A 17,971-nucleotide genomic window follows, 5' to 3' on the forward strand; every position below is an offset into this window, starting at 1 on the left:
CTTAAATAAAAAATAATCAATAGTAAATAGTCATTACACCATGCCAGTAATTCAAACCGTAAGAGGAAAAATACCAGAAATACCAAACGATTGTTTTATCGCAGAAAATGCAACAATAGTAGGCGATGTCACCATGGGAAACCAATGCAGCATATGGTTTAGCACCGTAGTTCGTGGCGATGTTAATTACATAAAAATGGGCAACAAAGTAAATGTGCAAGACGGTGTAGTTATACACGGTACTTACAAAACCGCACCCACAACTATTGGAAATAACGTATCTATTGGCCATAATGCGCTAGTGCACGGGTGCACTATCCAAGACAATGTATTGGTAGGTATGGGTAGTATTATTATGGATGGCTGTGTTGTAGAATCTAACTCTATTATAGCCGCAGGTGCTGTACTCACAAAAAATACGCGAGTAGAAACAGGCAGTATTTATGCAGGCGTACCCGCCAAAAAAGTTAAGGATATAAGCGAGGAACTCCTACATGGAGAAATAAACCGTATAGCCGATGCTTATATTAAATATGCAAGTTGGTTTAAAAAGTAATATTTGGGCGTTACCACAAGGGTCGGGCTTTCCGCTATATCTTTTTCTCGTGCCTTAAAAAAGGATGCCGCTGCAATCCCTAACGCAATTCCGTCCGTTTTAAATTAAAATGGCTAGAATATAAAAACATCTTAATTTTACAACATGGAAAAAATTAATATCAAAGAAAAACTCTCCAAGTTCGGTAAAAATTGGCACCCACACCAAATTGCAGTAGTAGATAATATGCAAGTTATTCTAGCAAAACTAAAAGGCGAATTTGTTTGGCACAGTCATGATGATGAAGACGAACTGTTTCAGGTAATAAAAGGCACATTATACATGCAATTTAGAGACAGAACAGAAGTGGTTAACGAAGGCGAAATTATTGTAGTACCCAAAGGAGTAGCGCATAACCCTTGTACAAAAAATGATGAAGAAGTACATGTGTTGTTGTTCGAGAAATTAACCACTGCACACACAGGAAATATAGCGCATAAGCTAACACAAACAGAATACCCAAAAATTTAATTGTCGTGCTGAACTTCACTCAGCATCCCATCTCATATGAAAATATTACACTTAGACTCAAATCACGAACTGTTAATCAATCAACTTAACGATTTAGGCTGTACAAATCATGAAGATTATACTTCTTCAAAATCTGAAATAGAGGCCAAAATAGCGAATTACGACGGTGTAATCATCAGAAGCCGATTTACTATAGATAAGCAATTTCTGGATGCGGCTACCCATCTAAAATTTATTGGTCGCGTTGGCGCAGGATTAGAGAATATAGATTGTGAATATGCCGAACAAAAAGGTGTATATCTTATTTCTGCACCCGAAGGCAACCGAAACGCTGTTGGCGAACATACTTTAGGTATGTTGTTATCGCTTTTTAATAAATTAAATAAGGCCGATAAAGAAGTAAGGCACGGTAAATGGCTAAGAGAAGCCAACCGAGGAATAGAACTCGATGGGAGAACAGTTGGGTTAATTGGCTATGGCAATATGGGGAAAGCCTTTGCGAAAAAACTTAGAGGTTTTGATGTTACCGTGTTGTGTTACGACATTAAGGAACATGTAGGCGATGTTAATGCAAAACAAGTATCGTTAAAAGAATTTCAGGAACAGGTTGAGGTTGTGAGTTTGCATACACCGCAAACGCCTTTAACTGTAAACATGATGAATTCAAGGTTCATCAATCAATTTAAGAAACCGTTTTGGTTGCTAAATACGGCTAGAGGAAAAAGTGTGGTTACCCAAGATTTGGTTGCTGCATTACAATCGGGTAAAATTCTAGGTGCGGGATTGGATGTTTTGGAATACGAGAAGAAATCTTTCGAGAGTTTGTTTTCTAACGATATGCCAGAAGCTTTTAAATATTTAATTAAAGCCGATAATGTTTTGTTATCGCCCCATGTAGCAGGTTGGACTATTGAAAGTAAAGAAAAACTGGCGCAAACTATTATAAACAAAATTAAAGCTAAATTTTATTAGTTTTCGATACCCCGAAGTTTGAGATACCTATCGTTGCACCATTGGAACTAACTATGTTTTTAGTACATAGCCTTTTGTTAATTCGAGTGATTTTGGCTTTTTTGTCGAAATTGTATCAAGAAGCATTTAAAGATTTTTATTAGTTTTAAACATGAAAAAAACCATTCTCGTTTTTTCAGGACTAATTTTAGCCTTAGTACTACTGTTTCAGTTAAGTGCCTATTTTATTCATTCAGGTAGTTTAAACACCGAAATTGTAATAGCTATTATCGCAGTTGTTTTTTTTATAACAGGTAGCTATATCAATAAAAAAAGTTTACATAAGCAACAGGTAAACACTAAAGTAATCAATCATAAAAAAATAAAGGATTTAGAAATTACCTCACGAGAATACGAAGTGCTTCAGGCCATTTCAGAAGGGTTGTCAAATAAAGAAATAGGCGATAAGTTATACCTTTCAGAAAGTACCATAAAAACGCATGTATCTAACCTATTGCTAAAACTAAACGCTAAGCGTAGAACCCAAGCGCTTCAAATAGCTAAATCACTTCAAATCATATAAAATTCATACATTTAACAGAAGTACTGCTAATTTGGTACTTTAGTACGACCCCTATTTCTGCACTAAATTTAGCTTTGTAATCTATTAATTAATCTAAAAAATAAGTAGAATGAAATTAGGTGCATTTTCTATTAGCTTGTCGGTAAAAGATATTCACAAATCCAAAGCGTTTTACGAAACACTGGGCTTTAGTGTTTTTGCGGGAGATATTAAAAGCAATTATCTTATCATGAAAAATGGCAACGCCTTGTTAGGTTTGTTTCAAGGTATGTTTGAGCAAAACATCTTAACCTTTAATCCAGGTTGGGACGAAAGTGCAAACCCGCTTAAGGATTACGATGATGTGCGGGACATTCAAAAACATTTAAAAAATAAAAGTATAAAGTTAGAACGAGATGCAGATGAAACAACGTCTGGTCCTGCAAGTATTGTACTGTATGACCCTGATGGCAACACTATTTTAATAGATCAACACGTATAACATTACAACAATACTAAAGCGAACATGAAACATACGGTCATTACATATGGGAGCTATGGTGCAATTACAGGTTTTTTAATTTTTATACTGCATCTTGCTTTAGGAAAAGGTTTAGATTATGGGACTTTAGAGGTTTTAGGCTATGTATCAATAGTTGTGTCGCTCTCGTTCATATACTTCGGTATAAAGCATTATAGAGATAGAATTAATAATGGCAGTGTTTCTCTGGGAAAAGCAATCTTAATAGGTGTTTTAATTTCTGTATTAGTTGGCGTAGGTATTGCCATTGCAGACTTTATCTATACAGCATACATAAACCCAGATTTTTTTAAAGAGTATTCCCAAATGTTAATAAACGAGGGGAAAGGAGACGATGTTATTGAAATGACCAGCACTATGGGGGCATTGTTTATGCTGGCTTTAGTAATTGTTATCGGATTCATAATAACTATAATTTCAGGGGTAATCCTGCAACGCAAATAAGCAAACTATGCCATACGAAGCTACATCACCAGAAGACTACATCAGTCAAGTTCCTGAAGAGCGACAAGACATTTTAGAACAACTCCGAAAGGTTATTAATAACAACTTGCCTGAAGGATTTGAGGAAGGAATAATTTATAAAATGATAGGGTATTACGTGCCTCATTCAGTATATCCAGATGGATACCATTGCGACCCTAAAACACCTTTGCCTTTTATGAGTTTTGCATCGCAAAAAAATTCTGTAAACTTATACCATAGTGGTATTTATGCAAAGAAGGAATTATACGACTGGTTTGTAAACGAGTACCCTAAACACTGCAAACGAAAATTAGATATGGGTAAAAGTTGTATTCGTTTTAAATATTTAGATGATATTCCTTTTGAACTGATTGCAGAACTTACCAGTAAAATGACTTGCGACGAGTGGATTGATATTTATGAAAAAGCTATAAAAAAATAAAACATGAAACATAGAGTTACAGGTATTGGCGGACTGTTTTTTAAAACAGATAACCCAAAAGCAACAAAAGATTGGTATAAAAAACATTTAGGGCTTAATACCGACGATTACGGTTGCACCTTTTGGTGGAAAGATGAAGATGGAAATAAGTGTTCTACACAATGGAGCCCGTTTCCTAAAGCTACAACATATTTTGAACCCTCAAAAAAAGACTTCATGTTCAATTATCGTGTTGAGAATTTAGAAGTCTTATTAAAGGTTTTAAAAGAAGAAGGAGTTACAATTATTGGCGAAATGAAAGTATATGATTATGGGAAATTTGGATGGGTTTTAGATAATGATGGCAATAAAATAGAGCTTTGGGAACCAATAGACGCTGCTTTTTTGTAATTTCACGCCTTCAAAAAAAGATATATTGGCTTATTTGGAATTACTTCAATATCACAACTTATCAATCTTTCAATGGGTAGCTGTTTTTTTGGCTGCATTTATTTTAGGTTTTTCAAAGTCTGGAATAAAAGGTATTGGTATCATTATCATATTAATCTTAGCTTTTGTTTTTGGGGAAAAAGCATCTACAGGCATTTTATTGCCCATGTTAATTTCGGCCGACATTATTGCGGTAAGTTATTACAATAGGCATACCCAATGGCGTTTTATTAAAAAGCTAATGCCATCTATGGTTATTGGTGTTTTGGTGGGCGTATGGGTAGGCGATGCTATATCAGAGCTTTTATTTAAGCGTATTATGGCTATTATCATTATAGGTTCTGTAGGTATTATGTGGTTTTTTGAAAAGCGTAAAACCAATGCTATTCCACAAAATAAAGTGTTTTCAAATTCAGCTGGATTTTTAGCGGGTTTTTCTACTATGATAGGCAATTTAGCAGGCCCAATTTCTAATATTTATTTTTTAGCCATGCGATTGCCTAAAAACGAATTTATAGGTACAGCTGCATGGTTGTTTTTTATAATAAATGTGTTTAAACTACCATTTCACTTTTTTGTTTGGAAGACAGTAACCAAAGAAAGTTTAGCTTTAAACTTAATATTGGTTCCTGCCGTGGTTATCGGTTTTTTTCTAGGAGCGCGTTTGGTAAAACTAATATCAAACGTAAACTATCGCAGGTTTATAATTATAGTAACTGCGTTAGGTGGTATTATTATGTTATTGCGCTAAATTAAATAGCTAATCTTTATTTTAAACACATTTGGTTACATGTAATTAGATTTTTATTACTTTTAAATACTAATCAAAAATTAAAAAATCATGTCAGACGAAAAAAATTTAAGCGACGACCTAGATGATATGTTAGGCGATGCTAAAGATAGTGCTAAAAAAACCACAGAAAGCGCAAAAGAAAAAGCCAAAGAATTTGCTAACGAAGCAAAAGAAACCGCTTCAGAATTTAGTGAGGCAGCCAAGGAAACATTTGCATCGGGAGAAAATAAAAAAATATTAGCAGGTATTTTGGCAATCTTAGTAGGATGGTTAGGCATTCATAAGTTTATATTAGGTTATAATAAAGAAGGCGGAATTTTACTTGGGGTATCTATAATTGGTATTGTGCTGTCCTGCGTAGGAATTGGTGTGTTAGTAGTTTGGGTTACAGGTTTAATTGGTTTGGTAGAAGGTATTATTTACTTAACCAAATCGGATGCCGACTTCTATAATACCTATCAGGTTGGTAAAAAACCTTGGTTTTAAAAAAATGATAGAAACAGATTAAGTCCAAAAGCATACTTGTTTTTGGACTTTTTTTTAGTTTTTTTTGATATTCATAAGGTGCTTTTCTTAGATAAGAAACATAGTATGAAACGTTTAAGATTTACAACCCATAATTAAAAGGTAATAGCTCTCCAACACGCTGTTCTCCCATAGCTCCTGTAAAGCGAACTTTATCTACATTGGTGTAATTTCCAAAATAATCTATGAAAATAGAAGGCACTAAAAGCTCTATGGAAGACTGTTCCCATTTTTTATATAGAACATTTAGTTGTTGCCTTATAAACAAACGTTTTATATCAGAATTATTTTTGCTTTCTAAATAAAAATAGTTAAAATAATTTTGAGGATAAATTTTAGTTTTTCTACTGAATATCTCATAACCTCTTTCCTCTAATTTATTAGCATATAGCGCTCTCATAAATTGTAACCTAGAGCCTTGGTAAGCTTTTGCCCTATTTTTGTAGGCTTTCTTTTTGTTAAAAACAGTTAAATTTTTATAAAATGTGGTGCCATAAAAACCAACTGATTTTGTTTTAAAAGGATTGAATGAAAAGTTATATAACCGTAATTTAAAAGCGGTAACATCATAGCTAATTAAATACTGCAATGCTTTGTTCTCAATTTGTAATGGCGCTTTAGAGTAGGCCGTAAGTAACCTTTCTTTTTTATTATAGCGTACAATAATATCATCTTCGTTTAGAATGGTACAGGATTTTCCAAAATCAGAAGTTCCTAAAAACTCCCTTCTAAAAAGTTTTAGTTTTTGCCTTCTGATCATCCCGTCATCAGTACTTATATATACTTCCCCTAAGTCTTCTGGGTTTTCAATTAAGAAAACTTCAATGCTTTTTTTTCTTCTATAATCTGTTATGAGTTGGGTTTTGTAGCCCAAAAAGGAAATAACCAAAGGCGATTGTATGGCATTTGAATATGCGATTGAAAATTTACCATGTTCATCAGTAATTGTGCCCAAGGTGGTATTATCAAAATAAACAGTGGCTGTTTCTATAGGTGCTTGGGTTTTGGCATCTAAAACTATACCTCTAACTGTTTGTGCAAAAGAGGATAGGCCAATTAAAAAAACACTTAAAAAAAGGAGGTGTTTAGGTGTCATTATTTTCCGTAAACTTACGCTCTAATTCTGCTTGAAACTCTTCCATAACAGGACGAACGGTGCTTTCGGGCAAGTCGGCAATTTTAATGTACATTAATCCATCTACAGAATTGTTAAACAAAGGGTCTACATTAAACGCCACCAATTTTGCATTTTGCTTTATATATTTTTTTAAAAGCACAGGTAAACGCAATGCACCTGGTTCTATTTCGTCTATAATTTTATCAAATTTATTTAAATCTGCTTCGGTTTCATCAAAAACAAAATCTTTATCGGCGTCTTTCAACTTCACCTTAAATTCTTTCTTAGGGCGCACATATTGTGCAATGTATGGGTCGTAATAATGCGATTTCATAAACTCAATCATTAACGACTTAGAAAAGTTGGAGAACTGATTGCTAATACTTACCCCGCCAATTAAATAATTGTGTTCTGGATAACGCAACGTAGTATGCACAATACCTTTCCATAGTAAAAATAAAGGCATTGGTTTTTGTTGGTATTCTTTTATAATAAAAGCGCGCCCCATTTCTATAGATTCGCTCATCATTTTATAAAGTTCGGGCTCAAAACGAAATAAATCTTGTAAATAAAAACCGTTAATGCCATAGTTTTTAAAGATTTTAGAACCAAGCCCCATTCTATAGGCGCCAACTATTAATTTACTATCGTTATCCCATAAAAACATATGATGGTAATAATTATCAAATGCGTCTAAATCTATGGCTTCGTTGGTGCCTTCGCCCACTTCCCTAAATGTAATTTCTCTTAGTCTTCCTATTTCCCTAAGTATGTTTGGTATTTTTTTGGCTTCTGCCAAATACACTTCGTAATTTTTACTTTCTAAGAGCCGGGAATTGTCTGTTCTAAGCGCTTCAACTTCTTTAACCATTAATTGGCTATCAACGGGAGTAACAATACTTTTAGGGGCTCTTGGTGTTTTTAAGGTTGAAGAAAAATTTTCGAGCCTTTTGGGTTTGTCCTCAAAAGCATTAGAAAGCATGTATGTTTTTCTTCTTATAAATTCTGAAAAGCTTTCTAAGGATTCATGCTCTTTTTGATCGGTAACGGAAATAGGTTTGCCTATGCGTACTTTAATGGTGCGTTTTTTTTGCGTTAATAGTTCCGAAGGTAATTTTGCGGTTCTAAACGTATCGCTAATTTTTGATAACTTATAAAATAGTTTGCTGTTTTTTGCATGAAAATAAATGGGAACTATAGGTACTTCGGCCTTTTTTATCAATTTCATGGCGGCTTCTTCCCAAGGTCTGTCTACCACCAATTTACCATCGCGATAGGTAGATACTTCGCCCGCAGGAAAAATACCTAAAGGGTGGCCTTCGCGCAGATGTAAAATAGCATTTTTAAAACCTGCAACACTAGATTTTGCGTCTTTCCTGTCTTCAAAGGGGTTAACAGGCATAATATATGGTTTTAGCGGTGCGATACGGTGCAACAAAAAATTTGCAATTATTTTAAAATCCTTACGTTGTTCTAACATTAATTTTAAAAGTAAAATACCATCAATTCCTCCAAGTGGGTGGTTAGAAACGGTAATGTAAGCTCCGTCTTTAGGTAGGCGTTTTAAATCTTCTTCAGGAATTTCGAATTTTATCTGAAAATCGCCCAAAATGCCATTCAAAAAGTCAACTTCACTTAAATGTTTGTTTCGGTTGTAAATTTTATTGAGTGTTGAAATTTTAAGCACCTTCATAAGCAACCAGCCTATAAAGGTGCCTATAAACCCATACTTGTCTAATTGTATAGCTTTTGCGACTTCTTTTGCGGTTACTAAACCAGTATCTTGTTGTTTCCCCATAGGCGTAAAAGTAATAAATAAAACTATGTAGTAACTATTTGTACGGTTTCTTGTGTTAGTTGTTTTAGTAATACAGTTTTGCTTTCTTCTAACTTATTTAAAGCTTCATTATTGTAATGCCTTATGGTGTATAATGAAACGTTTTCATTACAGGCAACCCTAAATTTAGCTTTTAGGTGTTGTAATAATTCCTCTAAGTTGTTGTATATGTTGTCTATACATACAGAAAAACTAATAGCGGAATTTTGAATAAGGCCTACCTTCATTTTGTAAGCATGTAATAAAGCAAAAATTTCGCTGATGTTATCTTCTACTATATACGAAAAATCTAATGAAGACAATGAAATAAGCACCTGTTGCTTTTTTACTATAAAACAAGGGATATTAGGAGCTATTGTAATGCCCTTGCCAACTCTAGTACCGCTATTATTAGGGTTGGCAAACGATTTTACAAAAAGCGGGATTTCTTTGCGTTGTAATGGTTGCAGGGTTTTGGGGTGAATTACAGAGGCACCGTAAAAAGCCAGTTCTATGGCTTCTTCGTATGATATTTGATGCAATAGTTGTGCATTATCAAAGTAACGCGGGTCTGCATTTAACACTCCGGGAACATCTTTCCAAATGGTAACACGTTCTGCATTTAAGCAATAGGCGTAAATAGCGGCGGTGTAATCGCTACCTTCTCTACCTAATGTGGTTGTAAAGTTATTAGCATCACTTCCTAGAAAGCCTTGTGTAATATTTAAAACCGAAGTATTAAGGTTTGATGAAATTAAGCGCTGTGTGTCGTTCCAGTTTACATTGGCGCGCCTATAATAGCTGTCGGTTTTTATATGTGTTCTAACATCTATCCAGTTATTTTTTATCCCAATAGTGTTTAAGTAAGCACTAACTATTGTTGTAGAAACCAGTTCGCCAAAACCTATTACTTGGTCGTATACAAAATTATAATCTGGCGATTTATTGGTTTTTAAAAAGCCATTTAACTCGTCAAACAAAACATTTACTTTTTTAAAAGCGGAATGGTTTACGTTTTCAAACAGATTGAGCAAAATTTCGTTGTGATACTTTTTAACCTCTTGTAGCGAACTTTGTAATTCTGTTTTATTCTCAAAATAGTTTTTTATAACTAGCTCTAGGGCATTAGTGGTTTTTCCCATTGCCGAAATTACAACTAGAGTATTTTTGTATCCTATTTTTTGTAAAACGGTAGCTAAATTTTTAACGCCGTTTGCATCTTTTATAGAAGCACCTCCAAATTTGAATACTTGCATATTGTTCTAGTTGTATTTAAGGGGGCAGTTATTTGTAATTTTTAATATGATAAGGATGTTACACATGTTGCATGTATAATTTTAATTATAAATTTGCTACATAGTTATTAATGCCAGTTTCATCTAGCCATACAACATCCCAATCGCGCAATACTCTTGCACCTTTTTTTTCGTAAAAGGCAATGGCGTTTTCATTCCAATCTATAACTTCCCAATTAATACGCTTAACTCCCAAATCGTGTCCGTGTTTAACCACTGTATCTAATAGTGCTGTTCCTAATCCGCTACCTCGCATAGATTCACTTACAATTAAATCTTCAAGGTGTAAAATCTTGCCTTTCCATGAGGAATAACGGTGATATATTAAAGCAATACCTTCAATTTTAGAGTTAACTTCTGCTACAAAGCAATGAAACGCAGGGTGAGGGCCAAAACCATCTTTTTGTAAATCTTCTACGGTAACTTCAACAGCATCAGGTTCTTTTTCAAAAGTAGCTAACTCCTTTATTAAAGTTAATACTTGTGACATATCGCTTTTTTTTGCGTTTCTAATTGTAAACATCATAATTTTAAGTAAGTTGTTTCAAAGATAGTTTAAAAGTTGAATATTGAGAGGGCTTAAATTGAGCGAAAACGATGTAGTTTGTTAAAATTTATAGATATTTGCATGAACTAAAATACCATCTTCATGTCGCATAAAAAACAAACCTTAGGAGAATTTATTATTGAAAATCAATCATCGTTTAAATATTCTTCAGGAGAGCTATCAAGTTTGTTAAATTCCATACGTTTAGCAGCAAAAGTTGTAAATCACGAAGTAAATAAAGCAGGATTAGTAGATATTATAGGGGCTGCAGGTGATACTAATGTGCAAGGGGAAGACCAGCAAAAACTAGATGTTTATGCAAATGATAAGTTTATCCAAACGTTAACCAAAAGAAATATTGTTTGTGGTATAGCCAGTGAAGAGGAAGATGATTTTATTTCGATAAACAGTCAAGATGAAAATCATCAAAATAAATATGTAGTATTGATAGATCCACTAGATGGTTCTTCGAACATTGATGTAAATGTATCTGTAGGGACCATATTTTCAATTTACAGGCGGGTAACACCAGTAGGAACTCCAGTTCAACTTGAAGATTTTTTACAAAAAGGGAGTAAGCAGGTAGCGGCAGGTTATGTGGTTTATGGTACATCTACTATGTTGGTGTATACTACTGGCGACGGTGTAAATGGGTTTACGCTAAACCCAGCAATAGGCTCGTTTTATTTATCTCACCCCGATATGCAATTTCCAGAAGATGGCACTATTTATTCTGTAAACGAGGGCAATTATATTCACTTTCCTAAGGGTGTAAAAAATTATATTAAATACTGCCAAGAAGAAGAGGGCGATAGACCGTACACTTCTAGATATATAGGGTCTTTAGTGTCTGATTTTCATAGAAATATGATTAAAGGTGGTATTTACCTGTATCCGCAAAGTTCTAAAAATCCTAATGGGAAATTACGTTTGTTATACGAATGTAATCCTATAGCATTTTTAGCAGAACAGGCTAACGGTAAGTCTAGTGATGGTTTTACAAGAACCCTAGATGTTGAGCCAACAGAACTGCACCAACGTGTACCATTTATTTGTGGTAGTAAAAACATGGTAGAAAAGGCAGAGGAGTTTATGAGGAATGCGCAGTAAAAAATTGAAATGAAAAAGAGATTATTTTAAATTAAAATAACCTCTTTTTTAATTCCAAGTTACAGTACCATTCATAGTTAAAATCGCACCCGTTTCTGTATTTTCAACAGTGGTGTCTTGAAAAATCACTTCCTTTTTTTCTTTATCTACTTTAAGTCCCACACCACAATCTATAAATCCTGAACTGTTGGATGGGGTAAGGCAGCCATATCTAAATTCTGTACTGTTACTTACAATAGTCATCGAAATTACTTTTTGTGCACTAGTATTGTCTTCAAAAGTAAATTCGCTAGCTACTATAATAAAAGCATTTGAAAAATTTGTAGATTCTACTTCACCTCCTATAATCGATGTATTTTCGTCTGATAGGGTTACAGATTTTGTAGTTCCGGTAGTTGCTAATCCATCTAGATTTATGTTACCTACTGTTAAAGTGGTACCTATGGTAGCTGTATCTTCACCAGATAGTTGGATGGTCCCAGAAACATCATTGCTTTCTGAATTTTTTTCGTCATCATTTGAACAATTTACCAGACATAATAAGGTTAATATTAGCAATACATTAAGCTTTTTCATAATTTAAGTTTTAAAGGATTTGATTAATATTCAACTAGTGTTCTCTTTTTTTAAGTATTGGTAAGTCGCTTTTTTAAAAACAGTTACAGTGAAAGTTTGAGTTGTTTTCGACACAAACCTCACGTTTTTTTAAATCGTGAAATTCATTTAAACTGACAAATTTCATCAAAATCTACAACGGGTTGTCATTCTTTCATCTTAAAAAGGCTACGTAAAGATTTTGTTGAATCTTTACGCTTTTCTGCACTGCTGTTCTGTTGGTGTTTTTTATCTGTTTTATTTGTTTGAATTGCTCTCGTTCTTTTAGAAATAAGAGTTTTGTCATTAGGTTCGCGGGATTTTGCATTTAAAATTGAGGTTGTGTGTTGTACTTCTGAAGCTAAGCGGTAACCGTTTCTTTTTCTAGCTACAATTGCTTTTAGTATGGCAATATCCGGATTTGAGATTTTAGAATTTATAGCATCATAAATAGCTATAGCTTTATCGTACTTTTTTTGCTCTTCGTAAATTGTAGCCAATAAAATATGTTGTTGTGCAGTGGCTAAATAATTATCAAAAAGCGGATTATCTTCAATACTTTTTTTAACATCCTGCAATGCTTTTTGCAAGTCTCCAATATAATAAAAGTACTGCCCTCTGTTGTAATAATTAGCCCAAAGCGGTTGCATTGCAACGGTTTCGTTTAATTTATCAATTTGGTTAGAATCTATTTTTTTAGAACGGTACTGCTGTACAACACTTTGTCTTTTCGTCTCAATAATATCAATGTAGGCATTGCATGAATACACAAGCTCGTATTTGAATTTTTCTTGTAATTCCCGTCTTATTTTTTGTCCTACAATGTACTTTTTGGTTCTATCTTCTTCTTTAATTTCGGCGTCTATAAAAGCAGCATATTTTACCATGTGCTTAGTAAAACAAGTATTATATATCTTGCCTGCCGTTAGGAATGTATCTTTTTTTCGATTTGTCTCTATACACGAGCAAATATCTGTTTTATAGCTTTCTTGGTAGTTTTGCGAATAGCTATTTATATATAATAAAACTGCTGATATAATTATTAGGTGTTTCATTTTATCAAGTTTTACTCGTTATCTTCTTTGGTGCCAACAACAATTTGTTTTACGTAGAGCGCACAATATTTTAGAGCTTTTTTAGATTTATTTAAATTTAAAGTAGCCCGCCCTTTGCTTATAATAGAGGCTTTGCTATTAGCTATATCGTCTATTACGTGCGGTAAAATCTGCCATAGGCTGTCAACATCGTTTTGGGCGCTTTCAATAAGTTCGTTTTCTAAATCTACTGGTATTTCTACACCTACTTGTGTAAGGCTATCGTGCACATAAACTTTGTTGTATAGTTTGTAGGTAATATCTACAAACGTATCTGCGCTTTCAATTTTAGAATGACGTTTAGGTTTAGACTGTCTCTTATTTTGCGAAATGCTCTGTAAAGGCAATAAAAAACAAAAGAAAATAATGGCGAATAGAAATTTAAGTTTGAGGGATTTCATTTGAGTAATAATTAATAGCTTTTCATAAATTTAACAGTTAAAGCTAGAGATTGCTATGTTAAATTATTATCTGTAGGCATTTTGTTATTATTCGTTATTTATTTTAATTTTTTAATAAAGGCTGTTCTGTCTCTAATTTGTATTTTTAAATCTTTAAGCATCTTAAAAATTTATTCTTTATTCCTAAAACTTTTCATTTATGAGAAAATATTTATGCTATTATGTTTTTTTAATACCTACAATATTATTTTCTCAACAAGAAAAATTGGACTCTTTACTAAATGTTGTTAAAAACCATAAAAAAATAGATACTACATATGTTAATAAACGCATAAACTATTCAGTATGGATGTTTGGTTTAAAACCTAGTGATACAGCACAACTTGATTTTTATTTGGAAACTTTAAAAATTTCAAAAGCATTAGACTTTAAAAAAGGCATCGCAAAGTCGTATGAGTTTATAGGCGTTTATTATCAGTATGTTTCCTATAATCCATATAAAGCACTTGATTATTATCAAAAAGCAATACTTGTTGCCGATACAGAAGCTTCGCTAAAAGTAGAGTCTATAAAGTTAAATACCTACGTAGGTAGTATTCACTCAGAGATGGAAGAGTTTAAAAAGGCGATTCCTTATTTTAAAAAGGTTATAAATCAATACCCTAGTATAGCGGCTTACGATCAATTGGGGAGTTTGTACAGTAAATTAGTTAAAAATGATTCTGCACTTTATTATTTGAAAAAAGCTGTAGAATTAGAAAGAAAAAAAAATCACAATTTATATTTGGCGCACTCATTAAGTACTTTGGCGGTCATACAAAGTAGGATAAAAAAGCCTTTAGAGGCCACTAAAACTATTGAAGAAAGTATAAATTTATTAGACCTTTATGGTTTAGAGATGGTTAGAACACCAATATATCTTAATGCATCTGAAGCATATTTAAATAACAACGATTTGGATAATGCCAAAAAATATGGACTAAAGGCTTTAAGTTCTATCAAAACTACTAAAAACCCAAGTCTTGAAAAAGACGTTTGGAATATTTTATATAAACTTTATAAAAAACAAAAAGACTATGAAAAGGCACTCAAGGCACATTCAAAATTTGTTTTTTTGAAAGATAGTCTTGTTAATAATACCAGAAAATTAGAAGTGTCAAGAAAACAAATTCAGTTTGAAGCAGATAAAGAAAAGCTGTTAGCTCAAAATGAAGCTAATCACCAAAAAACCCTAAAAACAATTGCTATACTAACAGGAATTGTCTTATTAATTTTAGCTTTAATAGGGTTTCTGTTTTTCAAAAGAAAACAAAAATCAGATTTTCTAGCTAAGGTCTCAGCAACAGAATTAAAAGCGTTACAAGCGCAAATGAACCCTCATTTTATATTCAATTCACTCAACTCTATTAACAGTTATATTCTTAAGAATGATACAGAAGCTGCCACTAATTACCTAACTAAATTTTCTAAGCTGATTAGAACAACATTAGAAAGTTCGACAGAAAAGGAGGTTTTATTAAAGGACGACATTGCAATTTTAGAAAATTATTTAGATATAGAAAAAAAACGACTTGAAAATAGTTTTACATACAACATAATTGTCGACGATACTATTGATGTTAATAATACGTTGATACCACCATTAATTTTACAACCTTTTATAGAAAACAGTATATGGCATGGTATTGCGCAAATGGAACACTCTGGACATATTATTATCGAATATAAAAAAGAGCAAAACATGCTATTTTGCGCTGTAGATGATAACGGTGTGGGGAGGCAGAAAGTGGTAAAACATAACAAACAAAACACATCGTTGGGCATAAATTTAACCAGAAATAGGATAGATATCATAAATGCACAAAACAGAACAAAGGGAAGTTTAAAAATAATTGACAAAGAACAAGGTTTAAGAGTAGAAGTTAAATTACCTATAAAACACGCCTATTAACCATGATAAAAACTATAGTAATTGATGACGAGCAGCATTGTACCGATGCTATTTTAAAATTAACCTCAAACTATCCAGACGTTTTCAATATTGTAGGTACTTTTAATACAGTTGAAACGGGTTTGGAAGGTGCTAAAAAATTACAACCAGAATTGGTTTTTTTAGATGTTAAAATACATCATCTCACAGGTTTTGATTTTTTAAAACAAATAGAAAATATAAACTTTAATGTTGTTTTCACAACAGCTTTCGAAACTTATGCAGTAGAAGCTTTTCGTTTTAGTGCTCTAGATTATTTGTTAAAACCTATTGATAGGGACGATTTTCATGCAACGGTATTAAAACTCAAGAATGTGGTAGAAACTACCTATTTAAAAAATAAAATTGATGTTTTACTTCATAATTTAAAGGTAGAAAATGCTTTAAAAAGAATTAGTATTGCCACACCAGATGGCTATGTTTTTGTTGAGGTTTCAGATATTTTATACTGTAATGCAGATGTAAACTATACACATATTTATACCAAGCAGGGCGATAAGATAACTACATCAAAAACACTTAAGGTTTTTGAGAAGATGCTTTTAAATAATCATTTCTATAGAGTTCATAATTCTTATCTGGTTAATTTGTTTTATGTAAAAAAGTACACCAAAGGAAAAGGCGGATATGTTACTATGAAAGATAATACAACTATTGACGTATCTATAAGACGGAAAGATGAATTTATGAGGAAATTTATCAGGTTATCATAAAGAAAAATGCGAACTGAAAAGTTCGCATTTTTATAAGATTACATGTGTTGTATTAGTGCAAAGCAACTAAATCGCCAGCTTCATCCTTAGTTGGTAAATCAGATTTTCCCATTAAGTAAATATCAACTTGTCTTGCAGCTTCTCTACCTTCGGAAATTGCCCAAACAATTAAGGATTGTCCGCGACGCATATCTCCCGCAGTAAAAATATTAGGAATATTGGTTTGGTACTTTCCGTATGCCGCTTTATAATTAGAGCGAGCATCGGTTTTTATTCCAAGCCTATCGGCCAATGTGTTTTCTGGACCTGTAAAACCAAGTGCTAACAATGCCAAATCACAAGGCCATGTTTTTTCGGTACCTTCAATTTCAATTAATTGGGGGCGTTCTCCTGGTACCATTTTCCATTCTACGTTTACAGTTTTTAAAGCTGTAAGCTTGTTGTTCTCGTCGGTAATAAACTCTTTAGTATTAATAAGCCAGTTGCGTTCTACGCCTTCTTCATGCGAAGACGATGTTTTTAACTGTAAAGGCCAAAAAGGCCATGGTGTGGTTGGTGAACGGTGTCCTGGTGGTTTTGGCATAATTTCAAAATTTACTACCGATTTTGCACCTTGACGGTTAGAGGTTCCCACGCAATCTGAACCTGTATCTCCACCACCTATAACAATTACATGCTTATCGGTAGCCAATACTTGGTTTTCTACTTTTTTTCCAAATAATACTTTAGTTTGTTGGGTTAAGAAATCCATAGCTTGTACTACACCATCGGCATCAATACCAGGTGTTGGTAAACTGCGTCTTTCAGTAGCGCCACCGCATAATACTACAGCATTAAAAGCCTTTAATTCTTCAACATCGTAATTAACGCCAACATTCACATTAGTTTTAAACGTAATGCCTTCTGCTTCTAAAATTCTTAAACGGCGATCTATAATTTCTTTCTCCATTTTAAAATTAGGAATACCATAGCGCAGTAGCCCGCCAATTTCATCATCGCGTTCAAAAACAGTTACTGTATGGCCTGCTCTGTTTAATTGTTGAGCAGCAGCTAAACCAGCAGGTCCAGATCCAACAATGGCAATGGTTTTACCGGTTCTTGTTTTTGGGGGCTGTGGTTTTATCCAGCCTTCTTTAAATGCGCGCTCAACAATCATTTTTTCTATATTTTCTATAGATACAGGATCTTCTATGAGTCCTAAAACACATGATTGTTCACAAGGTGCAGGACACAATCTGCCTGTAAACTCAGGAAAATTGTTTGTTGAGTGCAAAATCCACGAGGCTTTTTGCCATTCACCTTGGTGTACCATGTGATTAAAATCTGGAATTAAGTTTCCTAAAGGGCAACCACTATGGCAAAACGGTATACCGCAATCCATACAGCGCGACCCTTGTTTTGTGATTTCCTCGTTAGAGAGTGGTACTGTAAATTCCTTATAATGTTTTACACGGTCTTTTACAGGCGTGTATGTTTCGTTTTGTCTTTTAAATTCTTTAAAACCTGTTACTTTTCCCATG

General features: G+C 33.4%; 21 protein-coding genes. 13 read left to right on the forward strand and 8 right to left on the reverse strand.

Annotation, left to right across the window (positions count from 1 at the left end; translation table 11 throughout):
* Positions 1-40: 40 nt before the first annotated feature.
* From CLV33_RS15215 to CLV33_RS15260, 10 genes are all read left to right on the forward strand, one after another.
* Positions 41-556 carry a gamma carbonic anhydrase family protein gene (locus CLV33_RS15215; RefSeq protein ID WP_105474621.1) on the forward strand — a complete coding sequence of 172 codons (516 nt, stop codon included), beginning with the start codon at positions 41-43 and terminating at the stop codon, positions 554-556.
* A gap of 144 nt (positions 557-700) precedes the next feature.
* Positions 701-1,066, forward strand: a complete 366-nt coding sequence (locus CLV33_RS15220; protein ID WP_105474622.1) for a cupin domain-containing protein — start codon at positions 701-703, stop codon at positions 1,064-1,066.
* A gap of 36 nt (positions 1,067-1,102) precedes the next feature.
* Complete coding sequence (locus CLV33_RS15225) at positions 1,103-2,038, forward strand: 2-hydroxyacid dehydrogenase (protein ID WP_105474623.1); 936 nt, start codon at positions 1,103-1,105, stop codon at positions 2,036-2,038.
* A gap of 151 nt (positions 2,039-2,189) precedes the next feature.
* Positions 2,190-2,600, forward strand: coding sequence for a response regulator transcription factor (locus tag CLV33_RS15230; RefSeq protein WP_105474624.1), 411 nt, complete (start codon positions 2,190-2,192; stop codon positions 2,598-2,600).
* 109 nt (positions 2,601-2,709) lie between these two features.
* Positions 2,710-3,081, forward strand: a complete 372-nt coding sequence (locus CLV33_RS15235) for a VOC family protein (protein WP_042241487.1) — start codon at positions 2,710-2,712, stop codon at positions 3,079-3,081.
* A gap of 24 nt (positions 3,082-3,105) precedes the next feature.
* Complete coding sequence (locus CLV33_RS15240) at positions 3,106-3,564, forward strand: DUF4199 domain-containing protein (RefSeq protein WP_105474625.1); 459 nt, start codon at positions 3,106-3,108, stop codon at positions 3,562-3,564.
* 7 nt (positions 3,565-3,571) lie between these two features.
* On the forward strand, positions 3,572-4,027 hold the full coding sequence (locus CLV33_RS15245) for a DUF1801 domain-containing protein (protein WP_105474626.1): 456 nt from the start codon (positions 3,572-3,574) through the stop codon (positions 4,025-4,027).
* A 3-nt stretch (positions 4,028-4,030) separates the two neighbouring features.
* The gene (locus CLV33_RS15250) at positions 4,031-4,417 is read left to right on the forward strand and encodes a VOC family protein (RefSeq protein WP_105474627.1); all 387 of its coding nucleotides are present in this window, start codon (positions 4,031-4,033) and stop codon (positions 4,415-4,417) included.
* Positions 4,418-4,442: 25 nt separating this feature from the next.
* Positions 4,443-5,207, forward strand: coding sequence for a sulfite exporter TauE/SafE family protein (locus CLV33_RS15255; RefSeq protein WP_105474628.1), 765 nt, complete (start codon positions 4,443-4,445; stop codon positions 5,205-5,207).
* 90 nt (positions 5,208-5,297) lie between these two features.
* A complete protein-coding gene (locus tag CLV33_RS15260; RefSeq protein WP_045370990.1) occupies positions 5,298-5,735 on the forward strand; it encodes an NINE protein in 438 nt (145 codons plus the stop codon).
* A gap of 121 nt (positions 5,736-5,856) precedes the next feature.
* On the opposite strand, the gene CLV33_RS15265 is transcribed toward CLV33_RS15260, so the two are convergent.
* From CLV33_RS15265 to CLV33_RS15280, 4 genes are all read right to left on the reverse strand, one after another.
* Entirely contained in the window at positions 5,857-6,870 is a 1,014-nt protein-coding gene (locus CLV33_RS15265) for a carboxypeptidase-like regulatory domain-containing protein (protein ID WP_105474629.1), read from the reverse strand.
* Positions 6,860-8,689 carry a GNAT family N-acyltransferase gene (locus CLV33_RS15270; protein ID WP_105474630.1) on the reverse strand — a complete coding sequence of 610 codons (1,830 nt, stop codon included), beginning with the start codon at positions 8,687-8,689 and terminating at the stop codon, positions 6,860-6,862. The genes CLV33_RS15265 and CLV33_RS15270 overlap by 11 nt, the downstream gene beginning before the upstream one ends.
* A gap of 23 nt (positions 8,690-8,712) precedes the next feature.
* Complete coding sequence (locus tag CLV33_RS15275) at positions 8,713-9,963, reverse strand: aspartate kinase (protein WP_105474631.1); 1,251 nt, start codon at positions 9,961-9,963, stop codon at positions 8,713-8,715.
* A gap of 85 nt (positions 9,964-10,048) precedes the next feature.
* The gene (locus CLV33_RS15280; protein WP_042248160.1) at positions 10,049-10,528 is read right to left on the reverse strand and encodes a GNAT family N-acetyltransferase; all 480 of its coding nucleotides are present in this window, start codon (positions 10,526-10,528) and stop codon (positions 10,049-10,051) included.
* Positions 10,529-10,651: 123 nt separating this feature from the next.
* Here CLV33_RS15280 and fbp point away from each other — a divergent pair, with 123 nt between their 5' ends.
* Positions 10,652-11,659, forward strand: a complete 1,008-nt coding sequence (fbp, locus tag CLV33_RS15285) for a class 1 fructose-bisphosphatase (RefSeq protein WP_042241505.1) — start codon at positions 10,652-10,654, stop codon at positions 11,657-11,659.
* A gap of 48 nt (positions 11,660-11,707) precedes the next feature.
* On the opposite strand, the gene CLV33_RS15290 is transcribed toward fbp, so the two are convergent.
* The 3 genes from CLV33_RS15290 to CLV33_RS15300 all read right to left on the reverse strand — a co-directional run bounded on the left by CLV33_RS15290 (position 11,708) and on the right by CLV33_RS15300 (position 13,748).
* On the reverse strand, positions 11,708-12,235 hold the full coding sequence (locus CLV33_RS15290; RefSeq protein WP_105474632.1) for a hypothetical protein: 528 nt from the start codon (positions 12,233-12,235) through the stop codon (positions 11,708-11,710).
* A gap of 185 nt (positions 12,236-12,420) precedes the next feature.
* Positions 12,421-13,308 (reverse strand): tetratricopeptide repeat protein, encoded by an 888-nt coding sequence (locus CLV33_RS15295; RefSeq protein ID WP_105474633.1) that lies wholly within the window; start codon positions 13,306-13,308, stop codon positions 12,421-12,423.
* Between the two features lie 11 nt (positions 13,309-13,319).
* Complete coding sequence (locus CLV33_RS15300) at positions 13,320-13,748, reverse strand: hypothetical protein (RefSeq protein WP_146109754.1); 429 nt, start codon at positions 13,746-13,748, stop codon at positions 13,320-13,322.
* 199 nt (positions 13,749-13,947) lie between these two features.
* Here CLV33_RS15300 and CLV33_RS15305 point away from each other — a divergent pair, with 199 nt between their 5' ends.
* Both CLV33_RS15305 and CLV33_RS15310 read left to right on the forward strand, forming a co-directional pair.
* Complete coding sequence (locus tag CLV33_RS15305; protein ID WP_105474635.1) at positions 13,948-15,699, forward strand: tetratricopeptide repeat-containing sensor histidine kinase; 1,752 nt, start codon at positions 13,948-13,950, stop codon at positions 15,697-15,699.
* 2 nt (positions 15,700-15,701) lie between these two features.
* Complete coding sequence (locus CLV33_RS15310; RefSeq protein WP_105474636.1) at positions 15,702-16,451, forward strand: LytR/AlgR family response regulator transcription factor; 750 nt, start codon at positions 15,702-15,704, stop codon at positions 16,449-16,451.
* 52 nt (positions 16,452-16,503) lie between these two features.
* Here CLV33_RS15310 and CLV33_RS15315 read toward each other — a convergent pair whose 3' ends face one another.
* Positions 16,504-17,970, reverse strand: coding sequence for a glutamate synthase subunit beta (locus CLV33_RS15315; protein ID WP_105474637.1), 1,467 nt, complete (start codon positions 17,968-17,970; stop codon positions 16,504-16,506).
* Position 17,971: the final 1 nt, after the last annotated feature.

The sequence above is a fragment of the Jejuia pallidilutea genome (assembly GCF_002973595.1).
Lineage (GTDB): Bacteria > Bacteroidota > Bacteroidia > Flavobacteriales > Flavobacteriaceae > Jejuia > Jejuia pallidilutea.